We start from the raw sequence: 17,550 nt of genomic DNA, 5'->3' as shown, positions 1-17,550 counted from the left end.
GCTCAGTCGTTGCCGCCGATGAAGTCGCCGAGGCCGCCCAGCACCGATCCCTCGCCGCGATTCTGTCCCCCCTTCGATCCGGCGGCGGCCAGCATCCGGCCGGCGAGGCGCGAGAAGGGGAGGGACTGGACCCACACCTTGCCCGGCCCGCGCAGCCGCGCGAAGAACAGGCCTTCGCCGCCGAACAGCATCGATCGCACGCCCGTCACCCGCACGATGTCGTAATCGACGCTGTCGGTCAGCGCGGCGAGGCAGCCGGTGTCGACGTGGATCTCCTCGCCCGGGCCCAGCGTCCGCTCGACCACGGTGCCGCCCATCTGGACGAACACCCAGCCGTCACCCTCCAGCTTCTGCATGATGAAGCCTTCGCCGCCGAACAGGCCGGTCAGGATGCGCTGCTGGAAGTGGACGCCGATCGACACGCCCTTGGCGGCGGCGAGGAAGCTGTCCTTCTGGCAGATCAGCCGCCCGCCGACGTCGCTCAGCTTGATCGGCAGGATCGCGCCGGGAGTCGGCGAGGCGAAGGCGACGCGGGCCTTGCCGTGGCCCTGATGCGTGAAGACGGTGGTGAACAGGCTCTCCCCCGTCACCAGCCGCCGCCCGGCGCCGAGCAGCTTGCCCATGAAGCCGTCGCCGGCACCGCCCGATCCGTCGCCGAACACGGTCGTCATGTCGATCGCCGCATCCTTCCAGACGAGCGCGCCTGCCTCCGCGACCGCGCTCTCGCCCGGATCCAGCTCGATCTCGACGAACTGGAGCTCCTGCCCCTTGATCTCGAAGTCGATATCGTCGGCGATGCCTGCGGCGCGGTGGTGCGACCAGGGGCTCTGCGGGGGCATGATGCTGCTTCCTGCGGTTGGATGGACCCGCCTGTCATCGACGATTCACCGGCTTTGCGCTAGGCGGGAGCGATGACCGACGCACGCGCTCCGACGAACATCCTCGAGACGGAGCCGCCGCACGCGCCGATCGCGCCGCGCAACCGCTATTTCAACCGCGAGCTGTCGTGGCTCGCCTTCAACCAGCGCGTGCTGGACGAGGCGTGCAATCCCGCGCATCCGCTGCTGGAGCGGCTGCGCTTCCTGTCTATCTCGGGCAACAATCTCGACGAATTCTTCATGGTTCGCGTCGCCGGCCTGCGCGGCCAGCTGCTGCAGGATGTCGACAATCGCTCGCCCGACGGGCTGACGGTCGGCCAGCAGCTCGTCGCCATCGATGCGCGTGCCGATGCGCTGATGGCATCGCAGCAGGCGGTATGGGTGACGCTCAGGCGTGAGCTGGCGGCAGCGGGCATCGTCGTGCTGGAGGAGGCGGAGCTGGATGCTGACGCCGTCGCCTGGCTGGAGCCGCAATTCCGCAACCAGATCTTCCCCGTCCTCACGCCCCAGGCGCTCGATCCGGCGCATCCCTTCCCGTTCATCCCCAATAAGGGCTTCTCCATCCTGTTCGATCTGAAGCGCCTGTCGGATGGCGAGCCGATCCGCGAGCTGCTGATGATCCCGGCGACGCTGCCAGCTTTTCTCCGCCTGCCCGACGATGCCGGCGATCATCCCGCCGCCCGCTATGTCGCGATCGAGACGGTCGTGCGCCGCTTCACCGGCATTCTGTTCCCCGGCTATTCGGTGGAGCGCACCGGCGCCTTCCGCATCATCCGCGACAGCGACATCGAGCTGGAGGAGGAGGCGGAGGATCTCGTCCGCTACTTCCGCTCGGCGATCAAGCGGCGGCGCAAGGGGCGCGTCATCCGGCTGGAGATGGAAGGCGGCATGCCGGACGAGCTGGAAAAGCTCGTCAAGGACGAGATTGGCGGCGGCGGCACCATCGTCACCGACCGGGCCGACTATCTCGGCATTACCGAGCTTTCCGCGCTGGTCGAGGAGGAGCGACCGGACCTCAAATTCCCCGCTTTCTCCGCCCGCTTTCCCGAGCGGATCCGCGAGCATGGCGGCGATTGCTTCGCCGCGATCCGCGACAAGGACATCGTCGTCCACCACCCCTACGAATCGTTCGATGTCGTGCTCGCCTTCCTCAAGCAGGCGGCGCAGGATCCGGACGTCGTCGCGATCAAGCAGACTCTCTACCGCGCGGGCAAGCAATCGGCGGTGATCCGCGCGCTGGTCGATGCGGCGGAGGCGGGCAAGTCGGTGACCGCCGTCGTCGAGCTCAAGGCCCGCTTCGACGAGGAGCAGAACCTGATGTGGGCCGCGCAGCTGGAGCGCGCGGGCGTGCAGGTGGTCTATGGCTTCATCGATTGGAAGACGCACGCCAAGGTGTCGATGGTCGTCCGTCGTGAGGGCAACGGCTATCGCACCTACTGCCATTTCGGCACGGGCAATTATCACCCGGTCACCGCGCGCATCTATACCGACTTGAGCTTCTTCACCGCCGATCCGCGCGCGGGCCGCGATGCGGCGCAGCTGTTCAACTACATTACCGGCTATGTCGAGCCGGTGCAGCTGGAGATGCTGACCATCTCCCCCCACGGCCTGCGCGAGCAATTGTCCGCGCTGATCGATGCGGAGATCGACCATGCGCGCGAAGGGCGCCCGGCGCAGATCTGGGCGAAGATGAACAGCCTCGTCGATCCCGCGATCATCGAGAAATTGTACCGCGCGAGTGCGGCGGGCGTGGAGATCGACCTCATCATCCGCGGCATCTGCTGCCTGCGCCCCGGTATCGAAGGCTTGAGCGACAATATCCGCGTCAAGTCGATCGTCGGCCGCTTCCTCGAGCATAGCCGCATCATGTGCTTCGGCAACGGCGCGGCGCTGCCCAACCCGAATGCGCGCGTCTACATCTCCTCGGCCGACTGGATGCCGCGCAATTTCGACCGGCGGGTCGAATATATGCTGCCGGTCGAGAACCCGACCGTCCACGCGCAGGTGCTCGATCAGGTGATGGTCGCCAACCTCAACGATACCGAGCAGAGCTGGCTGCTGCTCCCGGACGGCGAATATGAGCGGATGAGCCCCGGTGCGCGCCCGTTCAATCTCCACCGCTATTTCATGACCAACCCGTCGCTGTCCGGGCGCGGCGCCGCGCTCGACCGGGCGGGCGCCGTGCCCAAGCTGAGTCTCCGTCGCGGGGCGTGACACCACAGGCAGGACCCTCTGACGCAGGAGAGGGTTACATCTATGTCAAGTCTCGCGCCTGTCGCATCGCCCCGCTAGGAGCGGCTCATGCCTGCCACGATGTTCCGCCGCCGAGAAACGGCCGCGCCACCGCAGGGCCGTATCGGCATCATCGACATCGGCTCCAACTCGATCCGCCTCGTCGTCTATGAAGGCCCGGCGCGCGTTCCCGCCATCCTGTTCAACGAAAAGGTGCTGGCGGGGCTCGGCAAGGGGCTGGCCAAGTCGGGCACGATCGAGCCCGAGGCGATGGAGCGCGCCGATGCCGCGCTCGCCCGCTTCGTCGGCCTTGCCCGCGCGATGGAGGTGGGGCGGCTGCGCACCGTCGCCACCGCCGCGGTCCGCGATGCTAGCAATGGTGCGCTGTTCCTCCAGCGGCTGAAGCGCCTGGGCATCGAGCCCGAGCTTCTCTCCGGGGACGAGGAGGCGGCGACCGCCGGCTATGGCGTGCTCGCCGGCATCCCCCATGCGGACGGCGTGGTGGGCGATCTCGGCGGCGGCAGCCTGGAGCTGATCCGCGTGGCCGGCGGCGCCATCCACGAGCGGCTGTCGCTGCCGCTCGGCGTGCTGCGGCTCGGCGCGATCCGCGAACAGGGGCGGGGCGCGCTCGACAAGGCGGTGGGCCACGCGCTCGAGGCGGCGGGCTGGTCGGCAGGGGAGGGCAAGCCCTTCTACCTCGTCGGCGGGTCGTGGCGCGCGCTCGCCCGGCTCGACATGCATTTGACCGAGTGGCCGCTGCCGATCATGCACCATTATCGCATGCCGGTGGACGAGGCGGCGCGGCTGGTGCGCGTGCTGGCGCACATGGACAAGAAGCGCCTGCGCGAGGTGCCCGGCCTGTCCGCCGGCCGCCTCTCGACCCTGCCCGAGGCGGCGGCCATGCTCAGCGTGGTCGTGCGCCGGCTGCGCTCCAGCGGCATGATCGTCTCCGCCTACGGCCTGCGCGAAGGATTGCTCCACCGCAGCCTGCCGCCTGCCGTGCAGGCGGAGGATCCGCTGCTCGCCGCCATGCGCGACGAGGGCGCGCGCGCCGGCCGCTTTCCCGAGCATGGCGACCTGCTGGCCGACTGGATCGCGCCCCTGTTCGGCGACGAGGGGGCGGAGGAGACGCGGCTGCGCCACGCCGCCTGCCTGCTGTCCGACGTCGCGTGGCGCGCGCATCCCGAGTTCCGCGCCATCCGCGGCATGGAAACCGCGCTCCACGGCAATTGGGTCGGCATCGATGCGCGTGGCCGCGCGATGGTGGCGCGCGCGCTCTGGACCCATTTCGGCAATGGCGGCTCGGTGCCCCTGCTCGACCGGCTGGCCACGCCCGAGGATCTCGCCCGCGCCGACCGCTGGGGCCTCGCCATGCGGCTGGGGCAACGCCTGTCCGGTGGCGTCGCCAGCGGGCTGGAGGCCTCCGCCATCGCGCTCACGCCCCAGGCGGTCACGCTGACGCTCGGCGGAGATGAGGGGCTGTGGGGCGAAGCGGTGGAACGCCGCCTGAAGGCTTTGGCGACGGCGTTCGGCCGGAAGGGCGAGGTGGCGGGAGGCCGTGGCTGACGCGCACCGTGCGTGTCACGGACGGTCGATCAGGGACGATCCTCGCAGATGGCGCGTGCCTGCGTCACCTTGGCGATCTCTGCGCGCATCGCCGCCACGAAGGATGCCTGACCGGCACAGCTGCCGCGAAAGCTGATGCTGTAGCGCGTCGCCGTCTCATGCCCTTCGGACAGCAAGGCCGTGCGCAGCGCAGGTTCGCGAGCGAGCCGGGCCAGGACGCGCTCGGAGATGCGGTCAACCGTCGCAGCGTCGGTGGCATCGACCAGGAGGGCAGCGCCAGGCGTCGGCCGGCTATATTCGTCAGTGGGCTGCGCCGACGAGCATCCCGCCAGCATCGCCATGACCAGGAACGCCACGCCCCTCATCGCCCCTGCACCCAGTTGACGAAGCGCCGGTAGAGCGTCGGGCTCTCGCCGATCATGTCCATCGTGCCGAAGCCGCCGGGCAGCAGTTCGGTCCGCTCGAAGTCGCGCGCGGGGATCCACAGCATCAGATAGTTGAAGCCGCTCTGCATGTTCTGCGCAGCGGCGGTGCGTGCAGCGGAGGCGGAGACGTTGGCGTTCGGACGCGCTATCGCCAGACCCATGCCGATCCGCCCCTGCGTGTTGAGATGATAGTGGCGGACGAAATTGACCGACCAGGCGACTCGCTCGCTATCGACACGCGAACGATAGAGCTGCGGCGCGACCTCACCATAGGTCATTTGCACCTCCGGCAGGCGATTGCCGTCCGAATCACCGATGCTCAGCGGGATCGGCATCCGCCCGATCGCGCGGCCCTCCATGAACTCGCGGGCAAGCGCATCCCGCGTCGTCGCGATCGCCTCCGGTCGGCCGTTGGCGCCGGTGCGCCGGGAGTTCACCTCATAGTCGAATTCGTGCTGGCCGACCTCGTAAGCCCAATGCTCGATCGCGATGTCACGCCCGCTGACGAAGAAGAGGCGGCTGCCGGGAAACACCGTGCGGAACTGGCGATAGGTGGTCCCGCGGATCGTGCGATAGGGGCTGGTCATCCACGTCTCCCGACGAAACGGTCACGATTTTGTTGGGGGCGCAACGATCGGCGTGACGCTCGGCTCCTTGGCGCGGGCGGCACGCCGACGCGGGCCGAGCCGCCGCGCGATCGCGCCAGCGGGCAGCACCGCCTCGCCGAACACCATGGCGGCCAGGAAGGCGGCCACCATGCCCAGGCGCCGCTTCAGCCGCATGCCGCCTTCACCAGCCGCCCGCTGCCGTCCACCGTCAGGTTCAGCCGGTCCTCGCGATAATCCTGCGTCACCATCTGGCCGGGCCGCACCACCCGCACCGTCGCCGCGCCCGAGCGCCGGCGTGCGCCCTCGATGCTGCCGGCGTCGACGACGCCGCCGATCAGACCGGCGAGCGGCTCAACCTTGCACGTCGCCGGCACTGGCGCCGTCTCCGGCCGGCTTGCGGCGGCGTCGGCGGGGCTTGGCGGCGGGCTCGGCCTCGGCGCGGGGCTGCACGCCCCCGTCAGCAGCGGCGTCAGTCCCGATGCCAGCATCGCCAGCATCAGCAGCATCCTCCGGCCCGACCGTGCTGCCTCGTTCATGTCCCGTCTCCTCAGCCGTCCGCGTCATGCGCAGCTTGCCGTTCTTCACCGCAAAGGCCAGCCGCCCCTCGACCAGGTCGAGCGCGTCGCGGCCGAACTGCTCGAACCGCCAGCCCTCCAGCATAGCCAGCCCCTCGCGCCGCCCGGCGGCGAGCAGCTCCAGCTCGTCCGATCGCGCGATCAGCTTGGCCGCGACGTCCGAGTCGCGCGCGCGGATCTTGAGCAGCAGCTTCAGCAGGTCGGCGACCAGCGCGCCTTCCTTGCCGAGGCCCGGCTTCTTGTCCTCACGCGCGGGCATTTCCGCGTCGCTCAGCGGCTTGGCTTCCGCCAGCGCGGTCATCATCCGCCCGCCGATATCGTTGCCCGCCCAGCTCGGCGAAAGGCCGCGCACCTTGGCGAGATCGGCCTGCACCTTGGGCGGGTGCGCGGCGATGTCGGCCAGCGTCTCGTCCTTGGCGATGCGCCCGCGCGGCAGGTTCTTGTGCTGCGCCTCGCGCTCGCGCCACGCCGCCAGCGCCTTCAGCCGGCCGAGCGTGTCGGGATTGCGCCCGGGGATGCGGATGCGCGTCCATGCCAGATCGGGGACATTCTCGTAGCTCGCCGGATTGCCCAGCCGCTCCATTTCATTGTCCAGCCACGCGCCGCGATCGCGCTTGCGCAGCCGCTCCAGCATCTTGGGGAAGATCTTGGCGAGGTGCGTCACGTCGCCGATCGCATAATCGATCTGCCGCTTGTCCAGCGGACGGCGCGACCAGTCGGTGAAGCGCGCGCCCTTGTCGAGGCTGATGCCCAGCCAGCTGTCGACGAGGTTGGAATAGCCGACCTGCTCGCCCATCCCCAGCGCCATTGCCGCCACCTGCGTGTCGAACAGCGGATAGGGGGTCTTGCCGGTCAGGTTGTAGACGATCTCCAGATCCTGCCCGCCCGCGTGGAAGACCTTCAGCACCTCCTCATTGTCGACCATCAGGTCGAGCAGGGGCTTCAGGTCCAGCCCCTTGGCCAGCGGATCGATCGCCGCGGCTTCCTGCGGGCTGGCGATCTGGATCAGGCACAGCTCCGGCCAATAGCTGTTCTCGCGCATGAACTCGGTATCGACCGTGACGAACGGCGCGTCCGCCAGCCGGGTGCACAGGTCGGCCAGCGCCTCGGTCGTCGTGATGAGCGGGTGTATCTTCATGGGACGGGCGCCATAGACCGGGAACGCCGGGTTGACAAAACAAGCCGTGCCGGGGAAGCGCCGCGCCTATCCCGCGGCCGTCATCCCAGCGAAAGCTGGGATCTCTCACGGCGCGCTTATGCCTAACGAGACCCCGGCTTGGCGCCGGAGTGACGGATGAGAGAAACCATGCACGCCTATCGCACGCACACCTGCGCCGCCCTCCGCGCCTCGGACGTGGGGTCGACCGTCCGCCTGTCGGGCTGGGTCCATCGCAAGCGCGATCATGGCGGCGTGCTGTTCATCGATCTGCGAGATCATTACGGCCTGACGCAGGTCGTCGCCGACACGGATTCGCCTGCCTTTGCCACCCTGGACGGCCTCCGCGCGGAAAGCGTCATCACCATCACCGGCGAGGTCAAGGCGCGCGCCGCCGGCACCACCAACGCCAATCTCGCGACGGGTGAGATCGAGCTGTTCGCGCGGAGCGTCGAGATCCAGTCGCCCGCGCAGGAGCTGCCGCTGCCCGTAGCCGGCGAGGCAGATTATCCCGAGGACATCCGCCTCCGCTACCGCTTCCTCGATCTGCGGCGAGAGCGGATCCACGCCAACATCCTGCTGCGCTCCAACGTCATCGCCTCGATCCGCCGCCGCATGATCGAGCAGGGTTTCACCGAGTATCAGACGCCGATCCTGACCGCCTCCAGCCCCGAGGGCGCGCGCGACTATCTTGTCCCCAGCCGCGTCCATCCGGGCAAGTTCTACGCGCTCCCGCAGGCGCCGCAGATGTTCAAGCAGCTGCTGATGGTGGCCGGCTTCGACCGCTATTTCCAGATCGCCCCCTGCTTCCGCGACGAGGATGCCCGCGCGGACCGCTCGCCCGGCGAATTCTACCAGCTCGATTTCGAGATGAGCTTCGTTACGCAGGAGGACGTGTTCGCCGCGATCGAGCCCGTCCTGCACGGCGTGTTCGAGGAGTTCGCCCGCGACAAGGCGGTGACGCCCGCACCCTTCCCGCGCATCGCCTATCGCGACGCCATGCTGCGCTACGGCTCGGACAAGCCCGATCTGCGCAACCCGCTCGAGATCACCGACGTGTCCGAACACTTCAAGGGCTCGGGCTTCGGCATCTTCGCGCGGATCGTCGAGGGTGGCGGCGTCGTCCGCGCGATCCCGGCGCCGGGTGCCGGCACCAGGAGCCGCAAGTTCTTCGACGACATGAACGATTGGGCGCGCGGCCAGGGCTATACCGGCCTCGGCTACATCAACATCAAGGGTGGCGAGGCAGGCGGCCCCATCGCCAAGAATCACGGTGCGGAAAAGACGGCGGAGCTGATCGCCGCGCTCGGCCTCGGCCCCGATGACGGCGTGTTCTTCGCCGCCGGCAAGGAGGGTGACGCCGCCAAGCTCGCCGGCCTCGCCCGCACCCGCGTCGGCGAGGATCTCGGCCTGATCGAGCAGGGCGTGTTCAAATTCTGCTGGGTCGTCGATTTCCCGATGTTCGAGTGGGACGAGGACAACAAGAAGGTCGATTTCAGCCACAACCCCTTCTCCATGCCGCAGGGCGAGCTGCACGCGCTGGAGACGATGAACCCGCTCGATATCCTCGCCTATCAGTATGACATCGTCTGCAACGGCGTTGAGCTGTCGTCCGGCGCGATCCGCAATCACAAGCTCGACGTCATGTTCAAGGCGTTCGAGATTGCCGGCTATTCCGAGGCCGAGGTCGAGGCGAACTTCCCCGGCATGGTCGGCGCGTTCAAATATGGCGCACCCCCGCACGGCGGCTCCGCGCCCGGCATCGACCGCATCGTCATGCTGCTGGCGGACGAGCCCAACATCCGCGAGGTCGTCGCCTTCCCGATGACGCAGAAGGCGGAGGATCTGATGATGAACGCCCCCGCGCCCGCGACGCCCAAGCAGCTGCGCGAACTGAACATCCGCGTGGTCGAGCAGGCGAAGGGTTAACGCACCCGCAAACCCCTTCGTCATGCCGGCGAAAGCTGGCATCTCTGGCGGTGGTGCCCGGCCGCCAGAGGCCCCAGCGTCCGCTGGGGCGACGGCGAAGGGGTGGAGGGATGCCGTGGCGATCAACCTTTCGGACTTCGAGACCGGCGGCAAATATCCCGGCGACTATTCCGCCGATCTGGCCGCGCTGCAGAAGCGGCTGGCGCGCATCCAGGTAGCGCACATCGTCCATGGCAGGCGCGCCGTCATCCTGTTCGAGGGGTGGGACGCGGCAGGGAAGGGCGGGGCGATCCAGCGGCTGACCGCCGAATGGGATCCTCGCCACTTCGAGGTGTGGCCGATCGCCGCGCCGACGCCGGAGGAAAACAGCCGCCACTTCCTCTGGCGCTTCTGGACGAAGCTGCCGGCGGGCGGCCAGATCGCCGTGTTCGATCGCAGCTGGTATGGCCGTGTGCTGGTCGAGCGGGTCGAGGGCTATGCCAAGCCGTCCGAATGGCAGCGCGGCTATGACGAGATCAACGAATTCGAGGCGCGCCAGAAGGATGACGGCACGATCATCCTCAAGCTCTTCCTCCACATCAGCCAGCAGGAGCAGGACGAGCGGCTGAAGGCGCGGATTGAGCATCCGTGGAAGCGCTGGAAGACGGGCGCCGACGATTTCCGCAACCGCGCCCGCCGCACCGACTATCTCGCCGCGATGCACGACATGTTCCAGCACACCGACACGCGCTGGGCACCTTGGAAGGTGATCGACGGCAACAACAAGAAGGCCGCCCGCATCGCCGCGCTGAAGTGGATCGCCGACCGCCTGGAAAAGCACGTCCCCATGCAGCCGCCCCCCGCCGATCCCGCGGTTCTCGCGCTGGCGAAACAGGCGTTCGGCGAAGGCTGACTTCTACACCCATTCCCCGTCATGCTGAACTTGTTTCAGCATCCACCGGGCGGTTGCGCCGGCAAGCCGAATTGCTTGACACCCCGGTGGACCCCGGACCGAGTCTGGGGTGACGACGTCCTCGCCGTGCCTCACCCCTGCTTCGGCATCAGCCCGTCGTCGATCTCCGCCGCGCGCACCGCCGCCGGCCGCGCCGCCATCCGCTCGCCATAGGCGACGAATGCCGGACGCTTCGGGATCAGCCCGAACTGCATGTAGAAGTTGAGATAGGCCGCGACGACGAGGTCCGCTGCGCTGAAGCGCTCGCCCGCCAGATAGCCTGCGCCCTCCACCGCGCGCTCAATCATGTAAAGCGTGCGGTCCATGTCGCCATAGCCGACGAAGCCTTCCTTGCCCGCCGTGCTCTCGATACCCAGCGCCTTGTCCGTGATCGCCGCCTCGAACGGGCCGGCGACGAAGAACAGCCAGCGATAATAAGCCGCGCGGTCGGTCAGCGCCGGTGCCAGCCCGGCGTCCGGAAAGGCGTCCGCCAGATAGGTGCAGATCGCCGCCACCTCGCTCACCACGCGGGTGCCGTGGCGGATCACCGGCACCTTGCCCATCGGGTTGATGTCGAGCAGCTCGGCCGGCTTGTTCGCCCAGTCGACCAGCACCGTGTCATAGGTGCAGCCGGTCTCCTCGAGCATCCAGCGCACGGTGCGCCCGCGCGACATCGGGTTGGTGAAGAAGGTGAGCGTGTCGGCCATCGGTTCCTCCCTGTCGATTCGGAACCGGAACGTAGCAGGAACGTGTGACGATGGCAGCCCCGTCAGCCGAGCGACTTGCTCGCCTGCTCGAAAACGTCCTTGCTCAGGACCGGCGTCGCCACGATCCGCTCCAGCTGCCCGCGCATCAGCGCGGCGCGGCCCTCGTCGAAGCGGCGCCAGCGGCCGAGCGGCGGCACCAGCTTGGCCGCGGTCTGCGGGTTCAGCCGGTCGACCTCGAGGATCATGTCGGCGAGGAAGCGATAGCCTGCGCCCGACGCCGCATGGAAGGGCCGCTGGTTGAGCGAGAAGGCGCCGACCACCGCGCGCAGCCGGTTCGGGTTGGACAGGGTGAAATCGGGGTGCCGCACCAGCGCCTTGGCCACGTCCAGCGTGTCCTCGCGCGTGGACAGCGCCTGCGTGGTGAACCACTTGTCCAGCACCAGCGGATTGTCGCGGTAGCGCGCGTAGAAGGCGGCGAGCGCCTCCTCCCGCTCGGGGGAGTAGCCGTTGGCGAGCACGCCGAGCGCGCCCTGCCGGTCGGTCATGTTGTCCGCCCGGGCGAACTGGTCGAGCGCGATCTGCGGCACGTCCTTGGCGCCGCTCGCCGCCATGAAGCCGAGCGCCACCGTGCGCAGCCGGCGCGCGCCCTTGGCGGTCGGGTTGTAGTCATAGCCGTTGGCCGCATGCCGTTCGTAGACGGTGCGCCAGTCATCCTCCAGCTCGCGGCCGAGCGCCGCGCGCAGCCCCTCGCGCACCAGCGCGATCCGCTCGGGATCGACCACGAGCATCTGGTCGCCGATGAACGCTTCGGACGGCAGCAGCACCGCCTCCGCGACAAAGGCGGCGTCCAGCGCGGGATCGGTCAGCGTGCGGCGCACCGCCTCGATCACCGGTGCGATGTCGGCATCGCCCGCGGCGATCCCCGTCACCAGCGTGTCGATCATCAGCTGCTGCATCGCCTCATAGCGGGCGAAGGGATCGTCATCATGCGCCGACAGGAAGGCGAGGTCGGCGGCCGAACGGTCGCTCTCGACGATCACGGGCGCGGAGAAGCCGCGGTTAATCGAGAGCGCTGGCTGCTCGGGCACCGCATCGAACAGGATCTCGGCATGGCTCTCGTCCAGCACGACAAGCTGCTCGGCGATCTTGGTGCCGCTCGCCTGCCCGAACAGAGCGATGCGCAGCGGGATCGGCATCGGCTGCTTGTCCGGCTGGCCCGGCGTCGCCGGCACCGCCTGATCGAGCCGCAGCCGTGCGCGGCCGCCCGGCGCATCCTGCGTCAGCGTGGCGCGCACGCGCGGCGTGCCGGCCTGCGAATACCACAGCCGGAACTTCGCCAGATCCTCGCCGGTCGCATCCTCCATCGCCTGGATGAACTGCTCGCACGTCGCCGCCTCGCCGTCGTGGCGGGTGAAGTAGAGGTCTGATCCCGCCCGGAAGCGCTCCGGCCCGAGCAGGACGAGCAGCATGCGGATCACCTCCGCACCCTTGTTGTAGACGGTCGGCGTGTAGAAGTTGCTGATCTCGATATACTGGTCCGGCCGGATCGGGTGGGCGAGCGGACCGCTATCCTCCGGGAACTGCGCCGCCCTCAGCGCGCGCACATCCTCGATCCGCTTCACTGCGGGCGATCCCTGGTCGGCGGAGAATTGCTGGTCGCGCAGCACGGTGAAGCCCTCTTTCAGCGAGAGCTGGAACCAGTCGCGGCAGGTGACGCGGTTGCCCGACCAGTTGTGGAAATATTCATGCGCGACGACCGCCGCGATGGCGTCGTAATCCGCATCCGTGGCGGTGTCCGGGTCCGCCAGGATATAGCGCGAATTGAAGATGTTGAGGCCCTTATTCTCCATCGCCCCAAAGTTGAAATCGGCCACCGCGACGATGTTGAAGATCGACAGGTCATATTCGCGGCCATAGGCCTGCTCGTCCCACGCCATCGATGTCTTGAGCGCGCGCATGGCGTGATGCGTCCGCTCGACGTCGCCCGCCGCCACCCAGATGCCGAGCTGCACCTCCCGCCCCGAGCGCGTCGTGAAGGTGTCGGCATTGCAGGCGAGGTCGCCCGCCACCAGCGCGAACAGGTAAGCGGGTTTCGGAAAGGGATCGCGCCACTCCGCCCAGTGCCGCCCGCCGGGCAGCTCGCCCCCGCCGACATGGTCGCCATTGGCCAGCAGCACGGGAAAGCGCCTGGCGTCCGCCTCCAGCCGGACGGTGTAGCGCGCCAGCACGTCGGGCCGGTCGGGGAAGAAGGTGATGCGGCGGAAGCCCTCCGGCTCGCACTGCGTGCACAGCAGCCCGGCCGAGGCGTAGAGGCCCATCAGCTGCGTGTTGGCCGCGGGCGCGATCTCCACCTCGGTCTCGACGACATGCGCGTCGCCGGTAAGGTCGAGCAGCAGCGCCGGCCCGTCCATCCGCCAGTCCGCGTCCGCGCCGTCCACCCGCACGGCGCGCGGCGTCAGCCCGTCGCCGTCCAGCCTCAGCACGCGCTCATGCGCGCCGTTCCGATGGACGGAGAGCCGCGCCTTCACACGCGTCGCCTCCGGATCGAGCGCGAAGTCGAGCGCCACCTCGTCCACCAGCCAGTCGGGCGGGCGATAATCGCCGCGGTGGATCACATGGGGCAGCGCGGGGGCGGTGACGGCATCCAGCATGAGGTCGGATGTAGCGGCTCGCTGCGGCGGGAACACCCCTTCTTCCGTCATGCTGAACTTGTTTCAGCATCCACCGCGCGGCACATGCCAGCGGCTGCATGACGGGGAGTGTTGATGCCGCACCTGCTGATCTTCGGCCTCGGCTTCTCCGCCACGCGCATCGCCGCCCGCGCCCGCGCCGCCGGCTGGAGCGTCACCGCCACGCGCCGCTCCGCCGATGCCGACACGCTCGCCTTCGACGACGAGGGCAGCGTCCGTCCCGCTATCGCCGCAGCGACGCACATCCTCTCCTCCGTGCCGCCGGAGGGCGACGCAGACCCGGTGCTCGCCCGCTACGGCGACGCGCTCGCCGGCCGCACGCTCGTCTATCTCTCCTCCACCGGCGTCTATGGCGATACGGGCGGCGCGTGGGTGGACGAGAGCGCACCCACCGGCTCCGGCCGCCGCTCCGCCCGTGCCGCCGCCGACGCGGCGTGGTTGGCGCTCGGAGCGCGCGTCTTCCGTCTGCCCGGCATCTACGGCGCCGGCCGCTCGCCGCTCGACCGGGTCCGCGCAGGCAGCGCCGTCCGCGTCGATGCGCCCGCCCAGATCTTCAGCCGCATCCATGTCGACGACCTCGCCGCCGGCGTGATGGCCGGCCTCGATGCGCCCCCCGGCGCCTACAACCTCGCCGACGATCTGCCCGCGCCCCAGAATGACGTGATCGCGGCGGCCGCCCGCCTGCTCGGGATGCCGCTGCCGCCGCTGGTCGCGGTGGAGACGCTCAGCCCCGCCGCACGCGGCTTCTATGCGGAAAATCGCCGCATCGCGAACGGCCGGGCGAAGCGCCTGCTCGGCTGGCGCCCACTCTATCCCGATTACCGCGCGGGTCTGCGCGCCTTGCTCTAGCTCACCCCCGCGCGCGCAGCGCCAGCGCCAGCCCCGCCAAGGTCAGCAGCCCGCCCGCCGCCGCCTCCACCGACCAGCGATAGCCCTCGAACAAAGTCGACAGCGCCATCGCGAGCACGGGGATCAGCACGCTCGAATAGGCCGCCCGCGCCGGCCCGATCGTGCGGATGACGTGCAGGTAGAGCGGAAACGTCACTGCCGATCCGATCACGCCGAGATAGAGGACGCCGCCGATATAGCCGGCCGACCAGTCGATCCGCGGCGGCCCGGCCACCATCCAGGCAAACGCCGCATCCGCCACCGCGCCATAGGTCATCGCCCAGAACAGCAGGCTCGCGCCGGCCACGCGCCGCGCCCGCTCCGTCGCCTGGAGGATGTTGGCCACCGACGCGCACAGCACCGCGATCAGCGTCAGCCCCACGCCCGCCAGCGTCGTCCCCGTGCCGCTCGGATCGCGCGCCGCCTCATGCGCGAACAGCAGGGCGATGCCCGCCATCGCCACGCCCGATCCGATCAGGAAGGGGCGCGACAGCCGCTGCCCCAGCACCAGCCGCCCCAACAGCGCATTGGGCACCAGCAGCAGCGCGAACAGCACCGCCACCAGCCCCGATGCGATCAGCCCCTCGGCGCGGTAGACGAACTGGAAGTTGGCGGCGAAGTGGAACAGCCCGACGCCGAGCGCCACGGCATGGCCGGCGGCAGGCAGCTGGAACGGCGCCCGCGTCGCCGCGACGATCGCCGCCATCGCCACCGCGCCCACGACGAAGCGCCACGCGACCGACCATTCCGCGGGCACGTCGCCCAGCTGGTGCCGGATGACGAGCCACGTCGAGCTCCAGATCAGCGTGACGATGGTGAAGGGCGCGGCGGCCCGCAGCCGCGCGCGCGCGCTCAGCGGCGGTGCGCCGGCCAGCCCGCTCATGGCCGGGTCACAGCGCGGCGAGCGCGCTGGCGAGCGCGGCGATCTCCGCCTCCGGCTGGTCCCACGATACGACCAGCCGGATCTCGCCCTCCGCCCAGTCGTAGAAGTCGAAGCCCTGCGCGCGCAAAGTCGCGGCCTCGTCGGGCGTCATCCGCAGGAACAGCTCGTTCGCTTCCACCGCGTGGATCAGCCGCCCCGTCGCCGCCTCCGCCAGCCGCCGCGCGCCATCATTCGCCGCGCGGCCATTGGCGATCCAGCGATCCTCCTCGATCAGCGCCAGGATCTGCGCCGCGGCGAAGCGGCCCTTGGACAGCAGATGCCCCGCGCGCTTGCGGCGGATGCGCGTCGCCTCGGCCAGCCCCTCGTGGAAGAAGATCAGCGCCTCGGCGGACATGCCGCCATTCTTGACGAAACCGAACGACAGCACGTCGACCCCCGCCTGCCAGGTCAGCTCGGCCGGCGTGCAGCCGAGATGCGCAATGGCGTTGGCGAAGCGTGCGCCATCCATGTGGACGCCAAAACCCCGCCCTTTGGCCCAGTCAGCCAGCGCCGCCACCTCGTCCGGCGCATAGACGCGGCCATATTCGGTGGCGTTGGTCAGCGACAGCGCATGCGGCTGCACGCGGTGGACGTCGCGCGCGATGGCGTCGGCGGTCGCCGTCACGCTATCCACCGTCAGCTTGGCGCCGTCGCCTTGCGCGAGCAGCAGCTTGGCGCCGTGCGTGTAGAATTCGGGTGCGCCCGCCTCGTCATTCTGGATGTGCGCGTCATGATGGCACAGCACGCCGCCATAAGGCGGGCACAGCGCGGCGAGCGCGAGGCTGTTCGCCGCGGTACCCGTCGCGATCCACAGCGACTCGACCGGGCGGCCGAACAGGTCGGAAAAGGCGCCGTCCAGCCGCTTGCTGATCGCATCGCCATCATAGGCGGTGTCCACCGCATTGGCGGCGACGATCGCGTCGAGCACGGCCGGGTGGGCGGAGGCGGCATTGTCGGAGAAGAAGCGCATGAAATCGCCCATGCGTCGCGTGCAGGCGCGAGGCAACGGGCTTTCAGCGCCCCCTTTCCGCCGCACGCTGATCGGCGTAAGGGCAGCGCCATGCCACAGCCCAGGATCAACGAACGTGCGCGCTCGCGCTCGGCGGCGCGCCTCGCCGCGGTGCAGGCGCTTTACCAGCAGGAAATGGAGGGCACCGCGCTGCCCCGCCTGCTGGACGAGTTCCACCGCCACCGCCTCGGTGCCACCATCGAGGATGTCGATTATGCCGATGCCGAGGTCGATTTCTTCGACGATCTGGTGAAGGGCGTCGATGCCCGCCGCGACGAGATCGACGCCGCGATCACCGCGCGCCTCGCCTCTGGCTGGAGCCTCGACCGGCTCGACCGGCCGATGCGCCAGATCCTGCGCGCCGGCTGCTACGAGCTGCTCGCCCGCCCCGACGTGCCGACCGGCACCGTCATCAGCGAATATGTCGACGTCGCCGACGCCTTCTACGACAAGCGCGAAAAGGGCTTCGCCAACGGCCTGCTCGATGCGGTGGCGAAAGCCGTGCGGGGGTGAAGCCGCCGACGGTCGGATCGTTGGCGGAGCGGGCCGAAGAGCTCGCCGCGATCACCGATCCGGCGGGTCGCCGCGCCGCGAGGATCGGCCTGAAGGACGAGGCGCTGGTGTTCCGCCGGTCCGCCCGGCGCTTCCAGACCAACGCCAAGCTGGCCGATGCCTTCGCCAAGTTCGGCGGCGGATCGCTGCTCACGGCAACTCTGCTGCTGATCGTCGGCGGTCAGGCGAGTGCGGCGATCCTCGGCATCGCGGCCCTGACCTTGCTGATGTTCGTCGCAGGGACTATGTATTGGATGCGCATGGATATGCGGGCGGCACAGCAGGAGTTCGAGGCCGAACGGCTCGAGGCGCTGCTGAAGGAAACGGAGCGTTGAGCATGGACCTGACCGAGGCCGTGATGATCTTCGCCGGTGTCGTCACCGTCATCTGCGTGAGCGGCTTCGCATGGCTCGAGGTCCAGCTGCGCCGTCCCACCAAGCGCGGCTATTGGGGCAGTCAGCTCGCCGACGACTGAGCTTGCC

The 17,550-nt window shown here is 69.1% G+C and carries 18 protein-coding genes; 8 read left to right on the top strand and 10 right to left on the bottom strand.

Features of this window, described 5'->3' with window-relative positions; genetic code table 11:
* Positions 1-2: 2 nt before the first annotated feature.
* Entirely contained in the window at positions 3-839 is an 837-nt protein-coding gene (locus BM360_RS11240) for an AIM24 family protein (protein WP_093314670.1), read from the bottom strand.
* Positions 840-911: 72 nt separating this feature from the next.
* Between BM360_RS11240 and BM360_RS11235 the strand changes: the two genes are divergently transcribed.
* Positions 912-3,092, top strand: a complete 2,181-nt coding sequence (locus BM360_RS11235; protein ID WP_093314668.1) for an RNA degradosome polyphosphate kinase — start codon at positions 912-914, stop codon at positions 3,090-3,092.
* An 87-nt stretch (positions 3,093-3,179) separates the two neighbouring features.
* A complete protein-coding gene (locus BM360_RS11230) occupies positions 3,180-4,676 on the top strand; it encodes a Ppx/GppA family phosphatase (protein ID WP_093314666.1) in 1,497 nt (498 codons plus the stop codon).
* A 29-nt stretch (positions 4,677-4,705) separates the two neighbouring features.
* On the opposite strand, the gene BM360_RS11225 is transcribed toward BM360_RS11230, so the two are convergent.
* From BM360_RS11225 to rnd, 5 genes are read right to left on the bottom strand one after another with little or no spacing between them, the layout of a single operon-like run.
* Complete coding sequence (locus BM360_RS11225; protein WP_093314664.1) at positions 4,706-5,032, bottom strand: hypothetical protein; 327 nt, start codon at positions 5,030-5,032, stop codon at positions 4,706-4,708.
* Between the two features lie 5 nt (positions 5,033-5,037).
* Positions 5,038-5,688 (bottom strand): hypothetical protein, encoded by a 651-nt coding sequence (locus BM360_RS11220; RefSeq protein ID WP_093314662.1) that lies wholly within the window; start codon positions 5,686-5,688, stop codon positions 5,038-5,040.
* 21 nt (positions 5,689-5,709) lie between these two features.
* Positions 5,710-5,883, bottom strand: coding sequence for a hypothetical protein (locus BM360_RS19590; protein WP_165611286.1), 174 nt, complete (start codon positions 5,881-5,883; stop codon positions 5,710-5,712).
* On the bottom strand, positions 5,874-6,083 hold the full coding sequence (locus BM360_RS19895) for an I78 family peptidase inhibitor (protein WP_242653453.1): 210 nt from the start codon (positions 6,081-6,083) through the stop codon (positions 5,874-5,876). Before BM360_RS19895 ends, BM360_RS19590 begins: the two co-directional genes overlap by 10 nt.
* A complete protein-coding gene (rnd, locus tag BM360_RS11210) occupies positions 6,061-7,422 on the bottom strand; it encodes a ribonuclease D (protein WP_242653452.1) in 1,362 nt (453 codons plus the stop codon). Before rnd ends, BM360_RS19895 begins: the two co-directional genes overlap by 23 nt.
* 168 nt (positions 7,423-7,590) lie before the next feature.
* On the opposite strand from rnd, the gene aspS reads away from it, so the two are divergent.
* Both aspS and BM360_RS11200 read left to right on the top strand, forming a co-directional pair.
* Positions 7,591-9,369: an aspartate--tRNA ligase gene (aspS, locus tag BM360_RS11205; RefSeq protein WP_093314658.1), complete on the top strand. Its 1,779-nt coding sequence runs from the start codon at positions 7,591-7,593 to the stop codon at positions 9,367-9,369.
* A gap of 115 nt (positions 9,370-9,484) precedes the next feature.
* Positions 9,485-10,261, top strand: coding sequence for a polyphosphate kinase 2 family protein (locus BM360_RS11200; protein WP_093314656.1), 777 nt, complete (start codon positions 9,485-9,487; stop codon positions 10,259-10,261).
* Positions 10,262-10,392: 131 nt separating this feature from the next.
* Here the strand turns inward: BM360_RS11200 and BM360_RS11195 are convergent, their stop codons facing one another.
* Entirely contained in the window at positions 10,393-11,007 is a 615-nt protein-coding gene (locus BM360_RS11195) for a glutathione S-transferase family protein (RefSeq protein WP_093314654.1), read from the bottom strand.
* 62 nt (positions 11,008-11,069) lie between these two features.
* A complete protein-coding gene (gene pepN, locus BM360_RS11190) occupies positions 11,070-13,658 on the bottom strand; it encodes an aminopeptidase N (RefSeq protein WP_093314652.1) in 2,589 nt (862 codons plus the stop codon).
* Positions 13,659-13,772: 114 nt separating this feature from the next.
* On the opposite strand from pepN, the gene BM360_RS11185 reads away from it, so the two are divergent.
* A complete protein-coding gene (locus tag BM360_RS11185; protein WP_093314650.1) occupies positions 13,773-14,546 on the top strand; it encodes a Rossmann-fold NAD(P)-binding domain-containing protein in 774 nt (257 codons plus the stop codon).
* 1 nt (position 14,547) lies between these two features.
* On the opposite strand, the gene BM360_RS11180 is transcribed toward BM360_RS11185, so the two are convergent.
* Both BM360_RS11180 and BM360_RS11175 read right to left on the bottom strand, forming a co-directional pair.
* Positions 14,548-15,468 carry a DMT family transporter gene (locus tag BM360_RS11180; RefSeq protein WP_093314648.1) on the bottom strand — a complete coding sequence of 307 codons (921 nt, stop codon included), beginning with the start codon at positions 15,466-15,468 and terminating at the stop codon, positions 14,548-14,550.
* A 7-nt stretch (positions 15,469-15,475) separates the two neighbouring features.
* On the bottom strand, positions 15,476-16,477 hold the full coding sequence (locus BM360_RS11175; RefSeq protein ID WP_093315998.1) for a threonine aldolase family protein: 1,002 nt from the start codon (positions 16,475-16,477) through the stop codon (positions 15,476-15,478).
* 90 nt (positions 16,478-16,567) lie between these two features.
* Between BM360_RS11175 and nusB the strand changes: the two genes are divergently transcribed.
* From nusB to BM360_RS19585, 3 genes are read left to right on the top strand one after another with little or no spacing between them, the layout of a single operon-like run.
* Positions 16,568-17,029, top strand: coding sequence for a transcription antitermination factor NusB (gene nusB, locus BM360_RS11170; protein ID WP_242653451.1), 462 nt, complete (start codon positions 16,568-16,570; stop codon positions 17,027-17,029).
* Positions 17,026-17,403, top strand: coding sequence for a hypothetical protein (locus BM360_RS11165; RefSeq protein WP_093314646.1), 378 nt, complete (start codon positions 17,026-17,028; stop codon positions 17,401-17,403). Before nusB ends, BM360_RS11165 begins: the two co-directional genes overlap by 4 nt.
* A 2-nt stretch (positions 17,404-17,405) precedes the next feature.
* Positions 17,406-17,543 (top strand): hypothetical protein, encoded by a 138-nt coding sequence (locus BM360_RS19585; RefSeq protein WP_165611285.1) that lies wholly within the window; start codon positions 17,406-17,408, stop codon positions 17,541-17,543.
* The last annotated feature ends 7 nt before the right edge of the window (positions 17,544-17,550 follow it).

It is taken from the genome of Sphingomonas jatrophae, assembly GCF_900113315.1.
Taxonomy (GTDB): Bacteria; Pseudomonadota; Alphaproteobacteria; order Sphingomonadales; family Sphingomonadaceae; genus Sphingomonas_P; species Sphingomonas_P jatrophae.
The sequence above is the reverse complement of the archived record's forward strand: the minus strand, read 5'-3'. Positions and strand labels throughout refer to the sequence as shown.

Excerpts from the sequence above, each read along its gene's own strand:
- BM360_RS11220 (WP_093314662.1), bottom strand. The coding sequence starts at position 5,688 with ATGACCAGCCCCTATCGCACGATCCGCGGGACCACCTATCGCCAGTTC.
- BM360_RS11235 (WP_093314668.1), top strand. The coding sequence starts at position 912 with ATGACCGACGCACGCGCTCCGACGAACATCCTCGAGACGGAGCCGCCG.
- aspS (WP_093314658.1), top strand. The coding sequence starts at position 7,591 with ATGCACGCCTATCGCACGCACACCTGCGCCGCCCTCCGCGCCTCGGAC.
- nusB (WP_242653451.1), top strand. The coding sequence starts at position 16,568 with ATGCCACAGCCCAGGATCAACGAACGTGCGCGCTCGCGCTCGGCGGCG.
- pepN (WP_093314652.1), bottom strand. The coding sequence starts at position 13,658 with ATGCTGGATGCCGTCACCGCCCCCGCGCTGCCCCATGTGATCCACCGC.
- BM360_RS11175 (WP_093315998.1), bottom strand. The coding sequence starts at position 16,477 with ATGCGCTTCTTCTCCGACAATGCCGCCTCCGCCCACCCGGCCGTGCTC.
- BM360_RS11230 (WP_093314666.1), top strand. The coding sequence starts at position 3,180 with ATGCCTGCCACGATGTTCCGCCGCCGAGAAACGGCCGCGCCACCGCAG.
- BM360_RS19590 (WP_165611286.1), bottom strand. The coding sequence starts at position 5,883 with ATGCGGCTGAAGCGGCGCCTGGGCATGGTGGCCGCCTTCCTGGCCGCC.
- BM360_RS11180 (WP_093314648.1), bottom strand. The coding sequence starts at position 15,468 with ATGAGCGGGCTGGCCGGCGCACCGCCGCTGAGCGCGCGCGCGCGGCTG.
- BM360_RS11185 (WP_093314650.1), top strand. The coding sequence starts at position 13,773 with ATGCCGCACCTGCTGATCTTCGGCCTCGGCTTCTCCGCCACGCGCATC.
- BM360_RS19585 (WP_165611285.1), top strand. The coding sequence starts at position 17,406 with ATGGACCTGACCGAGGCCGTGATGATCTTCGCCGGTGTCGTCACCGTC.
- rnd (WP_242653452.1), bottom strand. The coding sequence starts at position 7,422 with ATGAAGATACACCCGCTCATCACGACGACCGAGGCGCTGGCCGACCTG.
- BM360_RS11195 (WP_093314654.1), bottom strand. The coding sequence starts at position 11,007 with ATGGCCGACACGCTCACCTTCTTCACCAACCCGATGTCGCGCGGGCGC.
- BM360_RS11240 (WP_093314670.1), bottom strand. The coding sequence starts at position 839 with ATGCCCCCGCAGAGCCCCTGGTCGCACCACCGCGCCGCAGGCATCGCC.